Genomic DNA, 17521 nt, shown 5'->3' on the forward strand with positions numbered 1-17521 from the left:
AGTGTCTCATGAGCCTTAGCAGATGCTCACCACTGGGACCATTAACTCCAGCTAGCCAGTTTTTAGCAGTCCTCTCGCTAGCACCAGTCCAACGGATGAGCAGCTTGAGCGCTTGATGTGTATCACCCAGCTCAGAGCGGAGCACTTCTGCAATCAGCAGCGCGTAATCAGCAGCTAGCGCCTCAAAATCCACTGGAAGAGATCTGCCCGCTTTAGGAAGCATTTTTCCACCGGAGACGCCTATAGTCTCGCCTTCCCAGACAGATCATCACCCCTTCTTGACGTTAGTGGGGCAGTCATGACGGCCTTCGAATCATCAAACTTACCCACTTCCGCAACACGCGTGGAAGCAGTGCCGCTTGCGGCCGAATACGTGCGAATGTCGACCGACCATCAACAGTACTCAACCGCCAATCAATCACAGGCTATTCGCGAATATGCCGCTCGGCACGGCTTTCAGATACAGAAGACTTACGAAGACAGCGGCAAGAGTGGCCTAAATCTAGATGATCGAGATGCGCTAAAGCAGCTCATCGAGGATGTCCAAAACGGCGCGGCAGTCTTCTCGACAATTCTGGTTTATGACGTCAGTCGTTGGGGCCGCTTCCAGGATGCCGATGAAAGCGCCTATTACGAATACATCTGCAAAAGAGCCGGCATCTCGGTACGCTATTGCGCCGAACAGTTCGAGAATGATGGCAGCCCTGTTTCGACCATTGTGAAGGGTGTCAAGCGGGCGATGGCCGGCGAATACAGCCGCGAACTATCCGTTAAGGTTTTTGCTGGGCAGCGCCGATTGATCGAACTTGGCTATCGTCAAGGCGGGCCGGCCGGCTTCGGGCTGCGGCGACAATTGATCGATCAGAATGGTGTACCCAAAGGAGAACTAGTTCGCGGTGAACACAAGAGCATCCAGACCGATCGCATCATCCTAATTCCGGGCCCGGATGAAGAAATCGAGACCATCCGCTTTATCTACGATAGTTTCGTGCATCACGCCAAAGCCGAGCGCGAGATCGCGAGCGTCCTCAACGACAGAAGAATCCTGACTGATCTCGGTCGCCCTTGGAGTAGGGCCACAGTGCACCAGATCCTGATCAACGAAAAATATGTCGGCAACAATGTCTGGAACCACTGCTCCTGCAAGCTGAAGGGTCACCGGGTCCATAACCCACCCGAGCACTGGGTTCGACACGACAAATCGTTCGACTCGATTGTCGATGACGAGACCTTTCAGGCAGCACAAACGATCATCAACGATCGCGCCAAGACCTACTCCGATGAAGAGTTGCTGGACCTGCTGCGGGGCCTACTCGAGAAGCACGGCTATTTGTCCGGCATCATCATTGATGAGTTAGAGTTTGGGCCGTCAAGCAGCGCCTACCGTTCCCGTTTCGGAAGCCTTATCCGGGCATATGAATTGATCGGTTTCAGCCCGGAGCGAGACTACCGCTATATTGAGATCAACCGGGCACTGCGGCGGATGTATCCCGACCTGATTGAGACAGCGATTCGCGGCATCGAGGAGATTGGCGGCACGGTCGATCAGAACGTCGAGACCGACTTGCTTTCGGTCAATGACGAATTTACGGCCTCGCTATGTTTGGTTCGTGCGCAGGAGACGATGGCCGGCTCACATCGGTGGAAAATCCGCTTCGATGCGGGCCTCCGGCCCGATATCACTGTCGCAATTCGCATGAACCAGATGAACAGCGCCATCCTCGACTACTATCTCTTGCCGCGGTTCGAGATTGAGCATTCACGTACTTCGCTCGCCGAAGACAATGGCTTGGCGCTGGATGCGTACCGCTTCGACACCCTGGATATGCTGTTTGAGCTTGCTGCTCGTTCGCAACTAATGGAGGTCAGCTATGGGCTCGGTTCAATCCATTGAGGTGATTTCGATCGGCGCAATCGATGTGGTGAACCCACGGGCTCGTAACCGACGTGTCTTCAAAGAGATTGTCACCAGCGTTGCAGAACTCGGGCTGAAGCGACCGATTACGGTGAAGCGGAAGGCGGGTGATGGCGAGCAGCGCTACGACCTCGTCTGCGGTCAGGGGCGGCTGGAAGCCTACCAGGCCCTCGGGCAGCGCGACATACCTGCCATCGTCGTCGACGCGACCAATGAGGATAGCGCGATTATGAGCTTGGTCGAGAACTGCGCCAGACGCCAGCATCGATCAATTGACCTGCTCCACGATATCGACGGTCTGCGGCAGAGGGGATATGAGTTCGACGACATTGCCCGCAAGACGGGGCTTACCGTCGAATATGTGAGGGGCGTGAGCAATTTGCTGGAGAGTGGCGAACAGCGGTTGTTGCGCGCGGTCGAGGCCGGGCAACTGCCGGTCAGCATCGCCGTCTTGATCTCCCAGGCCGAAGACAATGACGTGCAAAACGTCTTGCAGCACGCATATGAGGAAAAGCTATTGCGCGGCCAGCGCTTGCTCGCGGCCAAGAAATTGATCGAGCAGCGACGGCGCCGCGGCAAGGGATATAAGACCGGCCCACGCCGGACCGACGATGCCCCGATCAGCTCGAACGCCCTGCTCCGTGCCTATCGGCAGGATGTCGACCGCAAGCGCGTCTTGGTTCGAAAATCCAACAGCACGAAGGCACGGCTGGTCTTCATTCTGGAGGCTTTGCGGAAGCTCCTGACCGAGCCGGACTTTCTATCCATCCTGGAAGGTGAAAAGCTCGATACCTTGCCGAAGAATCTTGCGGTTCGGCTGCACGGCCAGGGCTGAGCCATGGTGCGCCGGCCTCATATTGCAGTCCGGATGGGATTTGAGGAGCGCACGCTCACCGTCCGGCTGACCGATATCCAGCCCCTCAAGCTGGTTTCGGAGGAGGTCAAACGCTCGGCAAAATATCGCCAAATCGCGGCCTCGATCGCAGAAATCGGACTGGTCGAGCCGCCGGTCGTGGCGCGGAGCCGAGACGCAAGTGGCAGATTTCTGCTGCTCGATGGTCATCTTCGGCTGGAAGTCTTGAAGGATTCCGGCCTGGTGGAGATCGAATGTCTGGTGTCGACCGAAGACGAGGCCTTCACCTACAACAAGCGGGTCAACCGCATTGCGATCATTCAGGAACATCGGATGATCCTCAAAGCGATCGAGAAAGGCGTCTCGGAGGCGCGGATCGCAAAAGCACTCAATGTCGACGTCGCGAGCATCCGTCGCCGGCGCAAACTCTTAGATGGTATCTGCGCCGAGGCAGTTGAGCTGCTCAAGGAGAAACATCTGACCCTCAATACCTTTTCAGAACTGCGCAAACTGGCGCCGATCAGGCAGATCGAGGCTGCGGAGCTGATGATCGCGATGAACAATTTCTCGAACAGCTATGTGCGTTCGCTGGTGGTGGCGACGCCACGCGGTCAGTTAGCGGCCGGCTACACGCCGCGCCAGCCCAAGGGGCTGTCGGACGAGCAAGTTGCATTGATGGAACGAGAATCAGCTTCGCTCGCCCGTGAGTTCAAGGTCGCCGAACAGACCTATGGCACCGATCATCTCGATCTGGTGTTGGCGGTCGGCTACCTCTCAAAACTGCTGCGCAACGGCAAGGTCGTTGGCTATCTGGCAAAGCACTTCCAGGAGCTGCTGTTTGAATTCCAACGGATCACGGAATCCGAGTCGACCGCGGCCTAACGGCCCGCCACCGTTCGACAGCCCTTGAATCAAGTTGGCTTCATTCGCGTATTGAAACTTATGGAACACAGAGGTGCGGCCGGGATCCGGCAAGAAAGAGTAAACAATCTCGACGGAAGCGTTTCTCAAATAGTCGGCTAATCTGACGTACCTGCCTCAGGAGTTTCATCTCTCGAATTCCCTGACATTTTGGTTGCTCTTGTGAATGCCAAAGTCGTCCGCGGACCGGCCGTTACCTGACAAACGCCAGGAACACCTCAAGTCGGCCGTGTTCCGATCGGCTTCGTCAGGGCTTTGCGAGCTCTCCAAAAGTATTCCGATCCGCGCCGCCGCCTGGCGGAACGTACGCCGATCCCGCCACCGTAAAATGACTATTTCTATTGAACGCAGATGAGCCGACGCGAGGATACGTATGAAGTAGATACTCAAAATTAAGATGGAGGATTGCTCCGGCAATAGCGTAGCTTGATCGGTTCAGCAGTCAGAACATTTGGTGGATCTGCCTGATACGGGAAGGCCAAGCCGAAGCAGAGCGGTGAGCGTAGTATAGTCAAACTTTCGGAAGATCCCGTTGACCACGTGGGCACAATGGAAGACGGCACCGAAGGCTTTCGTCTCGCCCTATGCAAGAAGATCCGGCGAGCAGGTTGTTGCTCCGAAATCGTTGAACCAGGGGTCTCTCAATCCGAACATCCACGGCTGTTGAAACCAAGCAGCTACCTGTGGTAGAGCTTGGTCGTTCGTCGACCTTTTTACCTGATTGAGACAGCAATGATCGTTGATTTGCGCGATCCTCATGCATTGCGAGCTAAGGTTCGAGAGATACTGGAGCAGAGCGTTTCGAGGATGTCTTTGCGGGCGCTTCCGATCTCCTCGGATGCGATCGACGCGCTCGTATCCCCCGGATCATCACAATTGGGAGAATTGAAAGACGTTGATACCGACAAGCTTGAAGCTGCCATTCAAGCCATCGCCGAGGAACTGGTTGGAGCGACAAGGCCGCGGCAGACTATTGATGCCGACGCTATCCGGCAGGCCTTAGCTCGATCAAAATGTCATTACCTGTGGTTCTGTTGAGCAAGAATAATGTCTACAAAAGAGGGCATCCAAGGTGCAGTTGAGTTTACGAAATTTGTCATAGCCCTTGATAGCGGACTAATCGCATTCATGACTGGCGCAACGTTTCTGGGAAAGTTGCACAGCACAGTCGAGATCGTTGCGGCAATTATCGTTCTCGCATTGTTGGCCGCGAGCCTTTGCGCCGGAGTGCTCGTATACATGGCCGCCATCACGATGATAGACGACGCGGAATACAATTTGGCATCTTCGCACATCAGGATCCCTGGGCAGATCAACGTAGTCTGCTTCGCTGTCGGCGCTGCGGGCGTAGGCGTACTGGCCGTGCTAGAGCTGTTCTTGAAGAATAATGTCGCCTAGCATTTACCGCAACGCGGAGGATTTTATTCGTCAGCGCCGCGAGCATCTGGGCATTCTGGATTGGTTCCTTGAGCTCGTCCCAAAGAACGCCGGCGGATCAAATCTTGAAAAGCTGCCTAGCATCTTACGAGCTCAGCTCAAGATACTAGAGCGCGTTTCAGGGGAACGCTTTGCTGGCCCTCTTAGAGAACTGATCCCCAGACTGCTGCAGCTAGATTGGGCAGCGCCCCATTTCAGGCGACTTGTATCGGAGCTTCCAAGCGAACTCAGAGAGAAATTTGCGCTTTCCGATAGGTTCGCGGTCGGCGCAGTCTACGACTCCGATTTCAATGGTGAGGTGCTGCGCTTGCCCTTGCGAGAGGGTATAGGTCACGCTGTGATCTTGCCGGCTGGCCTTTTCATGCTGCTGAGCTTCGCGGCAGAACTCCAAATGATGACTGCCGCAGTGGTCGTGCGAGACATTGTCATTCAGGGTAGCGTAAAGCGATATTTTGGAAAGGAGTCCTACTTCACGCGCTTGCGACGATCTATCCGAACTAGAAAAAGGTCGGAACCGCATCAGCAACGGGTAGCTGAAGAATTCGAAGTTCTTCTGCGACGGTTTGTGGATCTGGGCGCCATCGATCCTCCAGATCTCGTGAGAGGAGCGGTTGCCCCACTTACTCAGTTCGGAAGGGCGGGCCATCCCTTGGAGGCTGGCAGCTATCTCCGGCTAGCGGCGCTCGATTTCATTCTCCTTCATGAGTGCGGACACATTGCGCTGAATCACTTCGATCCGCCTTCCGAACCCAGTTTCGTGATCAACCGGGAATTTGAAGCCGACGGTTGGGCATTGGCAACCGGATTGCGCGCTGCCTCGGAAAGTGACAGCAAAATTGCGAGCTTATTGGGAGCCTGGTTCTTTCTTGCTTTAGCCGACAGGATTGAGCACGCAAAAGTCGCGGCGGCCTATTCGACACATCCCCCAGCCACAGAAAGAATGTTAAGGCTTAATACGTTTGTCAATCACACTGATCTGCTTGACGAGCCTACGCGTTCGCGTGCGCTTTTTTGTTTGTCTTCGCTGGCAAATTCTGTGACGTGGGCCCAGCAGGATATTTCAGAATTCCGAATAGCACTGAGCCGATCGAATGCGCTGGAGCTCTTCTTGGACTGGTGCGCACGACAAAACGAACCAGATAGATTCAAAGATCAGATACCGAGATGGATATTGCAGGGCGCACCTCAGAGCCTTTGCGACTCCCTCGCCGTTGCCCAATTGCGTGCGGCAGAACAGTTGGTTGAACAACCCGATGATGCTCTTGCGCGGATGAAGCTTGACCTCGTGAATTGGGTGTTTGAAGGAGCAAGACAAAGCGGCTCGGTAAGACTGATCGAGTTGTTGGATGGCGCTGTCGCGCGCGCGCAACGTACTGCCGTATGAGTAACCTTTCCAGGATATCGATCCAGCGGCGGTCCGGCCATGGAGGTAAAAATCCAATGCCGATAGAGGTTGGACGCACGGGAGGCGTTTGACCCAAGCCGAATTGCTGCTATCGCACTCGGGCGGAAAAGACTAGTCTTCGAGTGAGTGGACGAACCCACGGGCCGCAGCACCGCATTGAACTCAGAAGCAGCGATTCGCAAACCTCTCTCGGCATCCGAAACAGCTGGAAGCCGACGGGTGCGAGCACGCTGTCCGACCTTCCTGCTTGAACGCTTGTCTTACAGTTTAGGTGGACCAGAACACGCTGGACAATCTGGGCCAGCGGCGTTTATGCGAATCAATGCGTCATAGTTCGCATGCCCAACCGACCATAACGTATCACTCACGCCTAACGTAAGCTCCGCTTGATCGCACTCAGCGAGAAAGAATTCCAGTGCGTTCTTGCCGTCCGGCCTCGTTGCGGATTCGAGTGCCTTGAAGAACTTATACACGCCCCGAACAGTTAAGGGCCTGCTTCCACTACTCTGTTGCTCGGCCATCTCTAATCTCCGTTAGTATAACTTCGAACCTTCGTATTTGCGCACGGCCTCAGGGCACCGTTATACGACCGACGCCCGTCCCCAGTCTTGTAAGAGCGTTCTGGGTATTGATCTGTTGCTGGCGATCCAGGCCCTCCGACGCCGCCGCACGCGCTCCCGCTTTCCCGGGGGGCAGTATCCGGCCGTATTCATCAAACTGCGGTATGCCGTTTTTGGTTGGCGGCAGGCTGATCAGGATGATGATCGTATGCAAATCTTGTCGATAGTTATCGACATTTAGGCTTGCGCTAGAGGGCACGAATTTGCCCGCAACCGAAGTTGCAGTAGTTGATGGGTCAAAATTGCCGGTCGACTTTGTCGTAAACGTAAGAGTGTCCGTCATCTGGCCCGTCGTGTAATCCGTTTTATCCCCGGCCAGATTCTCCCATTGATTGGCGACCAAAAATGAATCGATCAACGTATTGATTCTCAGCAATCCAGCTATTGGAAACAGATAGTTCGGCACTTGCGGCTGATTGTTGCAGGCCTCCTCCTTCATCAACCGAGCGAGACTGTCGAACGTATCGAATACTCGAAAATGGCGGTTCGCCTCTCGGGTCCGATCATTCTTGGCCAGCAGGCCAAGTGTGTCAGTTCCCGCATTGAGGGCCTTCAACAGCGTGACATTCACGCCCAACGTATTCATCTCAGTTGAGTCGATGGTGAAGTCATAGCTGACGTTGGTGTCCTTGTAATACAAAAATGGCTTACTCAGCTCAGGCGAGAACAATTCCCATTTGAGAGCTCGATAGTTCGCGGGATCGCCGTCAAGCCAAGCCAACATCTCGTCGCGCGCCATGCGCTGATAAACGATGCGACTTTGCGGAACCGCTGCGATATTGCGACGGATCACTGCCCTGATGGCGTCGCGCGTTTGACAGCGGATCGTCGCGGCGATCCGGTCACTGGTGTATGGTTGGCCGCTATCCGCAGTCATGTAGTCTTCAGGCAATGGATAGATCGAGCAACCGCCAAGCGTAAGCGCAAAGAAAAGCCAGGCGAACCGTTGCATGGCGCCCCCATAAAGCAACGACAATCGCGAAATTAATATGACAACCCTAAGACGTCTAATGTCTTCCTGTCAACTATTGGATCGGTTGGCGATCGATATCGATGATAGATTCGGATTTCCAAGAACGTGATCTTAGGAAAGCTAACCTGCCCGATCTCAACCCATAAGGTGGCCCGCGGAGCCAACCGCACCCGTACGATTACGGAAGCGCGGCCTCCTCCGAAGGAGCCAAGCCAAGAGATAAGCTGTCCCACAGATCGCGCGCCGGCAGCTTTCGCATATCCCATGTTATGGAAGAACTCGGCCTTTGGCCGAATGAGCAAGTCCTGACAACGGCTTCTCACCCCACGATCGCGAGCCCACGTAAGCTGTCTAGCCTTCCACCCCCAGTGAGAAGCAGTCTGGCAGCCGAGGGCTCGGGCTGGGATCATGTGCGGTACTTCGCGCGATAAATGAAGGCGAATCTGTCCTCCGCTTCCAATCCTTCGTCGATGACAATCTCGACGTTCCCCGGCGCCTCGAGACGAGTCAATATTTGAGCTGGCTCGACGAATCCCATTTCCTTTCTCGGAATGCGGATGACCGTCCTTACACTTCGATACTGTTGATGCAGCAATTGGTTTTCTCTCAACGACTTCGTCGTGAAGAATTGCCGAAACTCCGGGTCAATTTGAGAAAGATGCTGTTCACCCACAACTCTCTCCAGAGCCGGCTTCGGACTCTCCGTCAGCCACACAGTGTCCGTAGTTTCTTTTGTCTCCATCCGCAAAATACCTTGCGAGGGAGTGATCCTATGTGGAGCAGGCTCCGTCAAACATGGAATCCCACCCTTAAATTCAACGACGTAATCAGCAGCACTCCAGTCTGCAGAAATGCCGCGATACCGAGGATGGCGTTCGGTGAAATTCAAAGCGGTAAGAGTGCCAGAATAGGCTGCAACGGCAGATGGACGGCGAGTTCCAGGTTGAAGCGTCCCGCGATCATACAGATAAAGCCATACCGCAGCCGGCGGTCGCATCGCTTTGTCGTAGTCTGTGTTGTCCGGCAGTAGATGCACGAACCACGGATGAGGTTTCAAGACCGTGTGGCATTCCGCGTGGATCACCAACGTCTGCTCGGGGGTCAAGGGTGGTGGCGGATTAAGCGGATCGAAAAGCATTGCCTCCGCGCGGCACTGGTTTAGATGCGTTAGCGCGTCGGTGAACACGGCCTCACCTCTATTGCCCTCGATCAGAACCGCCGCTTCACAGTTAACGCCCTGCATGGCGGAGGCGGTCAAGTTATGGCTACCCGTCCAGAGCCGGCACTGCTCTCCGGCTCTGGCGAAAAATACTTTGGAATGCATGAGTCCCGGTCCTACGCCACGCTCGACCGGCGTCAGCGATCCCAAATGAACATATAGCTTGCCGGGGATGAATGTGTGCAGCTCGTTTAAGGCGTCGAGACTGGTGGGAGTGTCCCATGCTACAACCACGAAGGAATTGGGTTGTTTCAGCCGCGCGGCATGCCGCTTCAGCGTCTCCACTCCGCCCGGTGTCAGAAAAGCACACGCGATAGCCAATTGATCCGTTCCATGGGACAGCAGATTATCTAAATCTGGTTGCGCTCGGTTTCGCGGGTCAAGAGCAATAAATCGCACATTCATGGTTCGATCTCATCGCTTCGGTTTTTTCGAGCTTCTTGTAGGTGGGGCGTAGGTGAAATCGGGGAAATGACAGGCAGGCGGGGAGAGGGGGCGCACGACCAGCCTGGGGTCAGCACATCCGCCGTCAACCGCGAATTGTCGTGGATCAGAGCACCGACGCCAACTCCAGATATCTGCAAAAAGCGTTAGCCAACTGCATTTGGCGCGGTGTTCGGCATTCGACTTCAAACAGGCGCGGAGAGGCGACTATTACGCAGATACACTTCGCACGCGAAGTCGCCACGTTCAGGCGGTTCGCACTATATAGAAATTCTATTCCCCGCGGCGCGTCCGAATGAGTCGAGGTGGTCATCGAGTAAATTACGATCGGCGCCTCCTGTCCTTGAAATTTGTCAACCGTGCCAATGCGCGCGCCGGGCAATCGCTCCTGAAGTTCGAAGACTTGCGCGTTGTAGGGAGCGATGATCAGGATGTCCTCCAGCCTGAGGGCGGCTTCCTTCCCCGTACCGTCGACCCAGCTCGCGTTGCTGCTGAGAATTTCATCGACGAGCCTCTTGATCTCATCGGCCTCCTCGGGAGACGAGTTCTGGTTCCCTACATGTTGGACGGCAAGGTAACGAAGGCCGACCCCATTTACAGGACTCGATGATCTGATCTCCTGCCGCTCCAATCCCGCGTGCGAGCGAAGCCGGCCTTCGTAGAAGAGCTCCGACGTGAAAGCGCAGATGTCGGGGTGCAAGCGCCAGGTTTCCCCAAGGAAAAGTCCGTGGCTGGCCTCGATCGTTGCGTGCCCGCCCAGGACATGGTCAAGCGCCGATGTCGCGACGCCGTCCGGATGGCTCCCCTGTATCGGCTGCTCAAGCTGCCTTGGGTCGCCCAGGAGGATGATGCTCTCGGCCGCCTGCGAGACGGCCAGCACATTTGCCAGTGACATTTGCGCCGCTTCGTCGACGAACAGAACATCCACAATGCCCGACGCGTCCGGACGCGCCCAAAACCAGCTGGTGGCACCGCCGACCTGGCAACCGTTGCTGAGCCCGTCGATAAAATCTGGATTCTCGGTCGTTTGCTGGAGCCCCGGCAGGGAGACCGGCTCATCTTTGACCTTTTGAATGCACTGAATTGCAAGACCTTGCTCAGTGGCCGCCTCTCGCGATTTGTCAAGCAAGTGGCCAATGACCTTATGGCTGTTGGCAGTAACACCGACCTTCCGCTTGTCGCGCACAAGCGCGCAGATCATGCGTGCACCAGCATAGGTCTTGCCAGCCCCTGGTGGGCCCTGGACCGGGAAGACGCTCTGGTCCAGCGAGAGCGCAGCGCGCAGTGCGGCTGTCAACGGCGGCTCGCCAGCCTGCTCCAATACCTGCCCGCGAAGACGCGGAGCGACTTTGAGCAGCAAATCGCGAGCAGCACGATAGGTGCCCGGCCCGAGGATCCCTTTATCCGCCACATGCTCGCCGATTCGGAAGACCGATTCTGCAAGAACCTGATTGCCGACGAACTTGTGCGCGAACACGGCTTCGGGATGAAAGCTTGCCGTGTCCTGTCGTTTCTTAATGTCAATTGTTCTCTCGTCATCGGAAATCGCAACGACGCTGCCAAACTTGTCCCCACCAACGCTTTTCAAATCGTCATCGGGGCGGACATCGGTCTCCTGGACCGCAAACCTGTAGCGATGAATCGGCGTCTTCACCGTCCCGCCAACAGCGCCAAGAAAAGTCAGCTCTCCCACCCCGGCGCGCTCGTGCAAGAGATCCTCGGCCGAGAGGTCGCTCAGCCGGAAATACTCCCACCAGACTGCCTTGTTCTCGCGGCCGAAGAAGTCGATCAGGTGGGCCAGCAACCAGCGCGCCTGCTGCTCATCGCTGCGTTCGGCCACGTCGTCCGGGACGTCGGCGGTCAACCGCGCCACAAGTCCGGCGACCCGGCGCTTCCAGGCACTTAGATCCTCGCTGATCTCGGCGGCCTTCGGCTGCGGCCGATCGATCGTCTTCCCCTGTGCGATTAGCCCGACCCGTACCCCCTCGAGCCAGTCCCGCAAGGCGCGCGTCGAGGCGCAGTCGTCGCGGTTGTAGCCGATGATGGCGGCCTGATCGCCTGGGTCAATTCCATCGGCGTCGGCCAATTCAAGGCAGGCCTGCACCCGCGCCATGGCGCCGCCGACATCGATCAGCGGGACGCTACGGTCAAACCGGTACAGCGGCTCCAGCTTCTTGATCGAGTAACTTTCGACGCTGGCGCGGATGCTTTGCCGGACAATGGCGTACAAGTCCACGAACACGCCCGCCCGGAGCAAGTTGTCGACCTCGTCCTCTCGCGTGGCGTACCGCCCCATCAGCCGCTTTAGCGCGGCCGGCTCATAGGGCGCGAAGTGATAGATGTGCAAACCGGGATACTTGGTCAGCCGCTCTGTGACGAAGTCGATGAAGCGTTCAAACGCTGCCCGTTCATGCTGCCTTGTCGTCACCCAATCGCCAACATAGGCGTCCGTGCTGTCTTTATTGGCATAAAGATAGCCGAACAGGAACTCGAGCCCCCCGCCGTCGACGAACGGATCGCCCTCGAAATCGAAAAAGATATCGCCGGGCGAAGGCTCAGGCAGCCGGAACAAGCCAAATTCAGCGGACCAACGGCAGCGTCTCGTGAAGCAGCTGTCCCGCCCTGCGTCCCTCGACCTGAAGTCTCGCCTGCTCGCGCATCTTCTCGTAGCTCGGCGCAGTGCCCCGATCAGGCCGCCATTGCAGCGGGATGGGTAGCGTGGCGAGCTCTGCCATGGTGCCCACACCTCGCCCGACCAGCTCCTCAATCTGGGTTTTAGCTATCCCTGCGACAAAGGACAGGTGATCGTCGGCGCGCCGCCTCGAAGCACAGGGCTCGCGCCATCGGCAGACCTCGCAGTGCTCGACCGGGTCGGGATAGAGACCATCAGGCCGGGGCGCCGCCGCAAAGGTCTCCAGGCTTCGTCTGACGCGTCGGTAGAACGCCGCAAAATCGGCCACGCGGTAGGCCTCCGGCAGGTACTCCGTCCCGGGCGTCACGACATGGGCCGTCTCCGGGACCTTCTGCTGCAACGTCGCCAAGAGGTCCGAGTAGAGGCTGAGCTGGAGGACCGTGTTGCCCTTGGTCTCGCGGGCCAACTTGGTGTCGGTGACCTCGTATGTCCAGGCGCCCAAACCGCTTGGTGTCTCGACCCGTCGCAGCACGTCGGCTCGACCGCTCCAATGCCCATCCCGTAATGCCGCCTGAACGATCACCGCGTCACCGCGCGTCATCGCCTGCCGCGTTTGGGTAACCGAGGCCTCATCGATGCCAACGCCGGCAATGACGGTGACGGCCCCGCCCTGCTCGGCGAGATGGTCGACAAAGCCCTGCTCATGGGTCTTGCCGCGCTCCACCAGCGCATCAAGGGTCGGATCATCGCGGAGCTTTGGCTTGGCCAGTTCGCCCTGCGCGACCTTGAGGTCGAGGTACGTGAGGTAACGACAATTCAGGTGCCCAATCAGGTCGCCAGCGCTGAAGACGATCGCCCCGCCGTTCTTTTGCATCCTTCCCCCTAGACTGCTGCCGGAGCCCTAGGGACGCGGCTTTCGTAACTACGATACCGGCCTTTAGGCCGGCGCGAAAGGGAGGGCTGAGACACGCAAGGCGCGAATTGATCCGGCCAGGCTCCGCCTCCTCAAAGGCGCGGCATACCTGAGGGCGTCCGGCGAGGAGGGCCGCGCCGATGCCAATGACATGAGATGCGCTCTGGCAATCATTCGGCAGCACCAGCGGTGCCGGGTTAAGGGTTATAAGCGGAAACCGCCTCGTCTTAAGGTTGAGCTTGCCTAACCGCTTGAGTTCTGGCCCTCTCTCCATTTTTAACCGGGGAAGCATATGACGCAAAGTTCAGGGGTCTTCTTATTGCAAGGCGAGCACTCGCTGGTCCCGATGGAGCCCGGTCAATTCGCCAGCGAAGATGACTTTCAGCGGCTGTTATCCCGTTTTCCAGAATTGTTGGTCGGAGATCAGGTTGATCCTCAGAACCCCAGACGCTGGATTCTGGTCAAGCGCGAGCAATCAATTTCAACGGGGGAAGTTGGAGCGTCGCTCTGGTCGATCGATCATGTGTTTCTGGACCAGGACGGCATTCCAACGCTAGTCGAGATAAAGCGACAGACCGACAGCCGGCTTCGACGTGAAGTTGTCGGCCAAATGCTAGACTACGCAGCAAACTGCATCACCTATTGGTCGCTCGAAACTCTACAGTCGGGCCTCGAGAAAACTTGCCGAGAGTTGGGGCGCGAGTCTGATGCGGCACTCCGCGAGCTCTTAGGAGCGGATGATGGCGTCAGCGACTTCTGGGAGCGCGTGAGAACCAACCTTCAGGCCAAGAAGATCAGGTTGCTCTTTGTCGCAGACGTAATTCCGATCGAACTGCGGCGCATCGTCGAGTTTTTAAATGAGCAGATGGACCCTGCAGAGGTACTGGCCATCGAACTCCGTCAGTTTGCCAGCAAAGATCTCAAGACGATTGTACCAACCGTGTATGGCCAGACACAAGCGACCGCTCGAAAGCGGGCCGGTCCAGTGCAACGGTGGGACGAAACCACACTGTTCGAGAAACTCTCGCAGAACGTAGGTGAAAAGGAGCTAGCAATCGCGCGAGCAATCCACAATTGGATGGGAAAGGGTGGGAGTCGTCCACTCGCCTTTGGGACAGGTAAAGAGAACGGGTCCGTCTATCCGGTCTTCAAGCCAAACGGCATTCCGATCAATCCCGCTTATCTTTCGTCCGACGGCAAGCTGTGGCTCCAGTTCGGCGCCTTGGAGGGCAAGCCCGTCTTCGGACCGATTGAGGCTCGTCGTGCGCTGATGGAGCATTTCAATACGGTTCGCGGAGCCAATCTGAGAGAGGCTGATCTGAGCAGATATCCTTCCATTCCGCTGCGTACCATAACAGCTGACCCGGAGGGCGAGGCGAAAATCATGAGCGCGTTGAAGTGGATGGAAGAGAAGATCGATCACGCCTGATCCCCTCTCCCGCAGCAACTTTGCCAAATCAAATCAGACTAAGCGCCGAGGAGCATCTGAGTGACCAACGTATTTTACTTTGCCCGTTATTCTCAGCGCGAAAATTTTTCAACAAACAACACGCTTCTGCTCATGTATCGGCTGTACGAGACAAGTCGGCGGCGATTTCAGGAATTTTTGACGAAGCTACTAGATGAGACCGCCGACGTTCCCATTGCAGCGCTAGGGCTCCAGATGAACCAACAGGAATCCTCGGGAAGGAGCGTGCTAGACGGATTCCTTTACCAGAGCGCCGTTCGAATCGGCATCGAAGCCAAGGCCCCTCGAACCGAGTTCGATAAACAGCAATTATTGAATCATCTCGAGCGTTTCGACGACGGTGGGTCGGGATACCTGCTTCTTCTCCGGCCAGACAAGGTCGACCTTGCAGAAGACGCCTGGAGGGAGCTCCACGATGCGGCCAAGAAAAAACGTGTCATCGTGAGCTCTATAACATTCCAGCAGATCATTGAGAGTTTTCGAGACTGTCTGCGACCTCATGATGATGAACTGCATGAGCTAATTCAGGACTTTGAAAGCTTTTGCAGCGAGCACGACTTGCTTGGCACGGACGACGTGACAATCTTTGTCCCGCCCTGTGGACAGTCGTTCGAGATTAACGTGAAGCACAAATTATACTTCTGCCCTTCCGACTGGAGCAGACGCAAAGTAAAATATCTAGGGATCTACCGCGAGAAAGCAGTGCAATATATAGGCGAGATATCGAAGATCGTGCATTGCGAACTACACGGGGAGCAGTTGCTCAAGGTGGGCGGAGGTCAGCTCTCGCTTAGCACTTCCGAAACGACGCGCATAGCAGGAGCGATTGGCGACGCCAGGAAAACCACGGGGTGGGATATCACGACTGGCCACAAATTCTTTCTGTGCGACGACTTAATACCGACGGACTTTAGAAAGTCAGACCGCGGAGGGATTATGGGACATCGCTATCTAAACCTGCAGGGATATTTTTCGGGCCGCAAGAGGATGTCACTGCCTGAGATCGCCGCTGAGTTGGCCGGAAAGACCTGGGCATAATCTCATTATCTCGACATTCGCTGGTTCCGCCGCGAAAGCCTTCTTGGCGGCTATTTCGCAAACTGGACGTCGGAGAGCACGTTTGAGCGAAGAATTGCTGTTTCAAGATCGGGTCAGAGAGCGCGACCTTGATAACTTCCTGGTCGAGGAACTGCACTCTTCACCTAAGTTTCGGTCTTGGTTTATTGCTCGCCTAAGCGACTGGTTCGTGAGCCCCCGAGCTGCATTGGTCCGACTTGGTAAGTCGCCCAAGCGGCTTCAGGACAATCGGCAGACCGACGTTCGCATGGGATGGTTTGATCAGGAGCAACGGCTGCTCGCCTGCATTCTGATTGAGAGCAAAGTGACTGCCGACTTTCAGAAGGGGCAAGCAGAGTCGTACGCAGCGGAACTTGAACATTGTCGAAACTTGTTAGGTGCGCAGGCGGCATGCGCAGTTCTTGTCGCTCCAGCTGCGAAACTTTCGACAATGGTTGGCCGCGAAGCCTTCGACGATTGCCTTCCAATCGAGGAAATCGTTCAATTTCTTCGAGCTCGCGTAGAGAATGAAGCCATGCCCGCCGAACTCATCAGCCGTCTGGAGACGCGCATTGACATATTGGAAGCACTTTGCGGAAAGCGAATTGGTGCAACGTGGTCGCCAATCACGCTTCCCGAGAAGCGGGCATTTTCAGAACTTTACGCGCAGATGGCGGCAGAGATAGTCCCAACCCTGACGGTTAGGGCATCAAGCGACGGGCCCAAGGCAATTACCAAGTTCTTTGATGGTGCCAGGCTGCCCGCGAACTTTCCTGCTACACGGATCAAGCACGAGTTCGGCTCGAAGACGGCCACCAAGTATGCAAACATCCAGTTTGACAACTTGGCCGGTGCGAAAGACTCACTCGCTCGGAGTGAATTGTTGGCGGGCTCTGGATTTTCGTTGGAAGTCACAAACAAGACTCTATTCGTCCGCAAGTCGACGCCGGGCATCGATCCGACAGCCCCCTTCGAGCCTCAACGCCAAAAAATACTGGAGGGGCTTCACGCTATACGCGACCTTACAGCCTGGCTCGAAAACAATGCCGAGAAGCTTAGCGATCTATTTCAACCGCGCCACGTCCCGCCTGCATCTACTGAGACGAATCGAGCCAAGGAACGAGAACTCCGGGAAGCACTATTTGAGATCTACCGGAAGTGCGATCGCCTCGGCTATCGACCGACAGGTATGCTCGATTTGATGCAGGAGTATGGCGCCGTCGGGGCGGTCAAACGGCTCATCGCCAATCCGATATCGGATGGATTTAAGAGATTGGTGCTGCTGGAGCGCCTCGACTTAACAGTTGAGTCGTTGGCTTTAGAAGAGCGATGGGCTGGCCTGTTCGATGAGGCGGAGCTCGCTACGTGTCGACGGCGTGTGCGCTGATACGCATTTCGAACTGCGTTCGCATTGAACTGCAAGATCGTTCGTAGGCCCCGCTGGTAGCTCGCTAGCTAAAGCGGACGCCGGCACAAGGAAGGCGCTCAAAACGGTGACGTCTTCACCTACTCTGTTTCGAACGTTGAGGAAGAAACGCGGCTCGGCGGCAAACTGAGAGTAGGTCGGCGACGGGATTTGTCTGGTGTGCGGCGCACAACAACTTCCTATAATTGCCAATAGAATTCCTAATTTTCTTGTGGTTTGCCTAACGCCTTCGCATGAGG

Annotated in this window: 13 protein-coding genes; 9 read left to right on the forward strand and 4 right to left on the reverse strand. The window is 56.3% G+C overall.

Going from position 1 to position 17521, the window contains the following annotated elements:
- The first annotated feature begins 298 nt into the window (after positions 1-298).
- The 6 genes from ACVISU_RS19305 (at position 299) to ACVISU_RS19330 (ending at position 6510) form a co-directional block, all read left to right on the forward strand.
- Positions 299-1894, forward strand: a complete 1596-nt coding sequence (locus ACVISU_RS19305) for a recombinase family protein (RefSeq protein WP_456707972.1) — start codon at positions 299-301, stop codon at positions 1892-1894.
- A complete protein-coding gene (locus ACVISU_RS19310; protein ID WP_456707973.1) occupies positions 1872-2750 on the forward strand; it encodes a ParB/RepB/Spo0J family partition protein in 879 nt (292 codons plus the stop codon). Before ACVISU_RS19305 ends, ACVISU_RS19310 begins: the two co-directional genes overlap by 23 nt.
- A gap of 33 nt (positions 2751-2783) precedes the next feature.
- Positions 2784-3650, forward strand: a complete 867-nt coding sequence (locus tag ACVISU_RS19315) for a plasmid partitioning protein RepB C-terminal domain-containing protein (protein WP_456707974.1) — start codon at positions 2784-2786, stop codon at positions 3648-3650.
- Between the two features lie 771 nt (positions 3651-4421).
- Complete coding sequence (locus ACVISU_RS19320; protein WP_456707975.1) at positions 4422-4727, forward strand: hypothetical protein; 306 nt, start codon at positions 4422-4424, stop codon at positions 4725-4727.
- 9 nt (positions 4728-4736) lie between these two features.
- A complete protein-coding gene (locus ACVISU_RS19325) occupies positions 4737-5087 on the forward strand; it encodes a hypothetical protein (RefSeq protein ID WP_456707976.1) in 351 nt (116 codons plus the stop codon).
- Entirely contained in the window at positions 5077-6510 is a 1434-nt protein-coding gene (locus tag ACVISU_RS19330; RefSeq protein WP_456707977.1) for a hypothetical protein, read from the forward strand. The genes ACVISU_RS19325 and ACVISU_RS19330 overlap by 11 nt, the downstream gene beginning before the upstream one ends.
- 591 nt (positions 6511-7101) lie before the next feature.
- Here the strand turns inward: ACVISU_RS19330 and ACVISU_RS19335 are convergent.
- From ACVISU_RS19335 to ACVISU_RS19350, 4 genes are all read right to left on the reverse strand, one after another.
- Entirely contained in the window at positions 7102-8103 is a 1002-nt protein-coding gene (locus ACVISU_RS19335; RefSeq protein WP_456707978.1) for a hypothetical protein, read from the reverse strand.
- 427 nt (positions 8104-8530) lie between these two features.
- Positions 8531-9748 carry a hypothetical protein gene (locus tag ACVISU_RS19340; protein ID WP_456707979.1) on the reverse strand — a complete coding sequence of 406 codons (1218 nt, stop codon included), beginning with the start codon at positions 9746-9748 and terminating at the stop codon, positions 8531-8533.
- Between the two features lie 145 nt (positions 9749-9893).
- On the reverse strand, positions 9894-12359 hold the full coding sequence (locus ACVISU_RS19345; protein ID WP_456707980.1) for a TM0106 family RecB-like putative nuclease: 2466 nt from the start codon (positions 12357-12359) through the stop codon (positions 9894-9896).
- A gap of 7 nt (positions 12360-12366) precedes the next feature.
- On the reverse strand, positions 12367-13293 hold the full coding sequence (locus ACVISU_RS19350; RefSeq protein WP_456707981.1) for a TM0106 family RecB-like putative nuclease: 927 nt from the start codon (positions 13291-13293) through the stop codon (positions 12367-12369).
- A 331-nt stretch (positions 13294-13624) separates the two neighbouring features.
- On the opposite strand from ACVISU_RS19350, the gene ACVISU_RS19355 reads away from it, so the two are divergent.
- From ACVISU_RS19355 to ACVISU_RS19365, 3 genes are all read left to right on the forward strand, one after another.
- Positions 13625-14761: a hypothetical protein gene (locus ACVISU_RS19355; protein WP_456707982.1), complete on the forward strand. Its 1137-nt coding sequence runs from the start codon at positions 13625-13627 to the stop codon at positions 14759-14761.
- Between the two features lie 60 nt (positions 14762-14821).
- On the forward strand, positions 14822-15838 hold the full coding sequence (locus ACVISU_RS19360; RefSeq protein ID WP_456707983.1) for a hypothetical protein: 1017 nt from the start codon (positions 14822-14824) through the stop codon (positions 15836-15838).
- A gap of 82 nt (positions 15839-15920) precedes the next feature.
- Entirely contained in the window at positions 15921-17243 is a 1323-nt protein-coding gene (locus ACVISU_RS19365) for a hypothetical protein (protein WP_456707984.1), read from the forward strand.
- Positions 17244-17521: the final 278 nt, after the last annotated feature.

The organism is Bradyrhizobium sp. USDA 4452 (assembly GCF_054063575.1).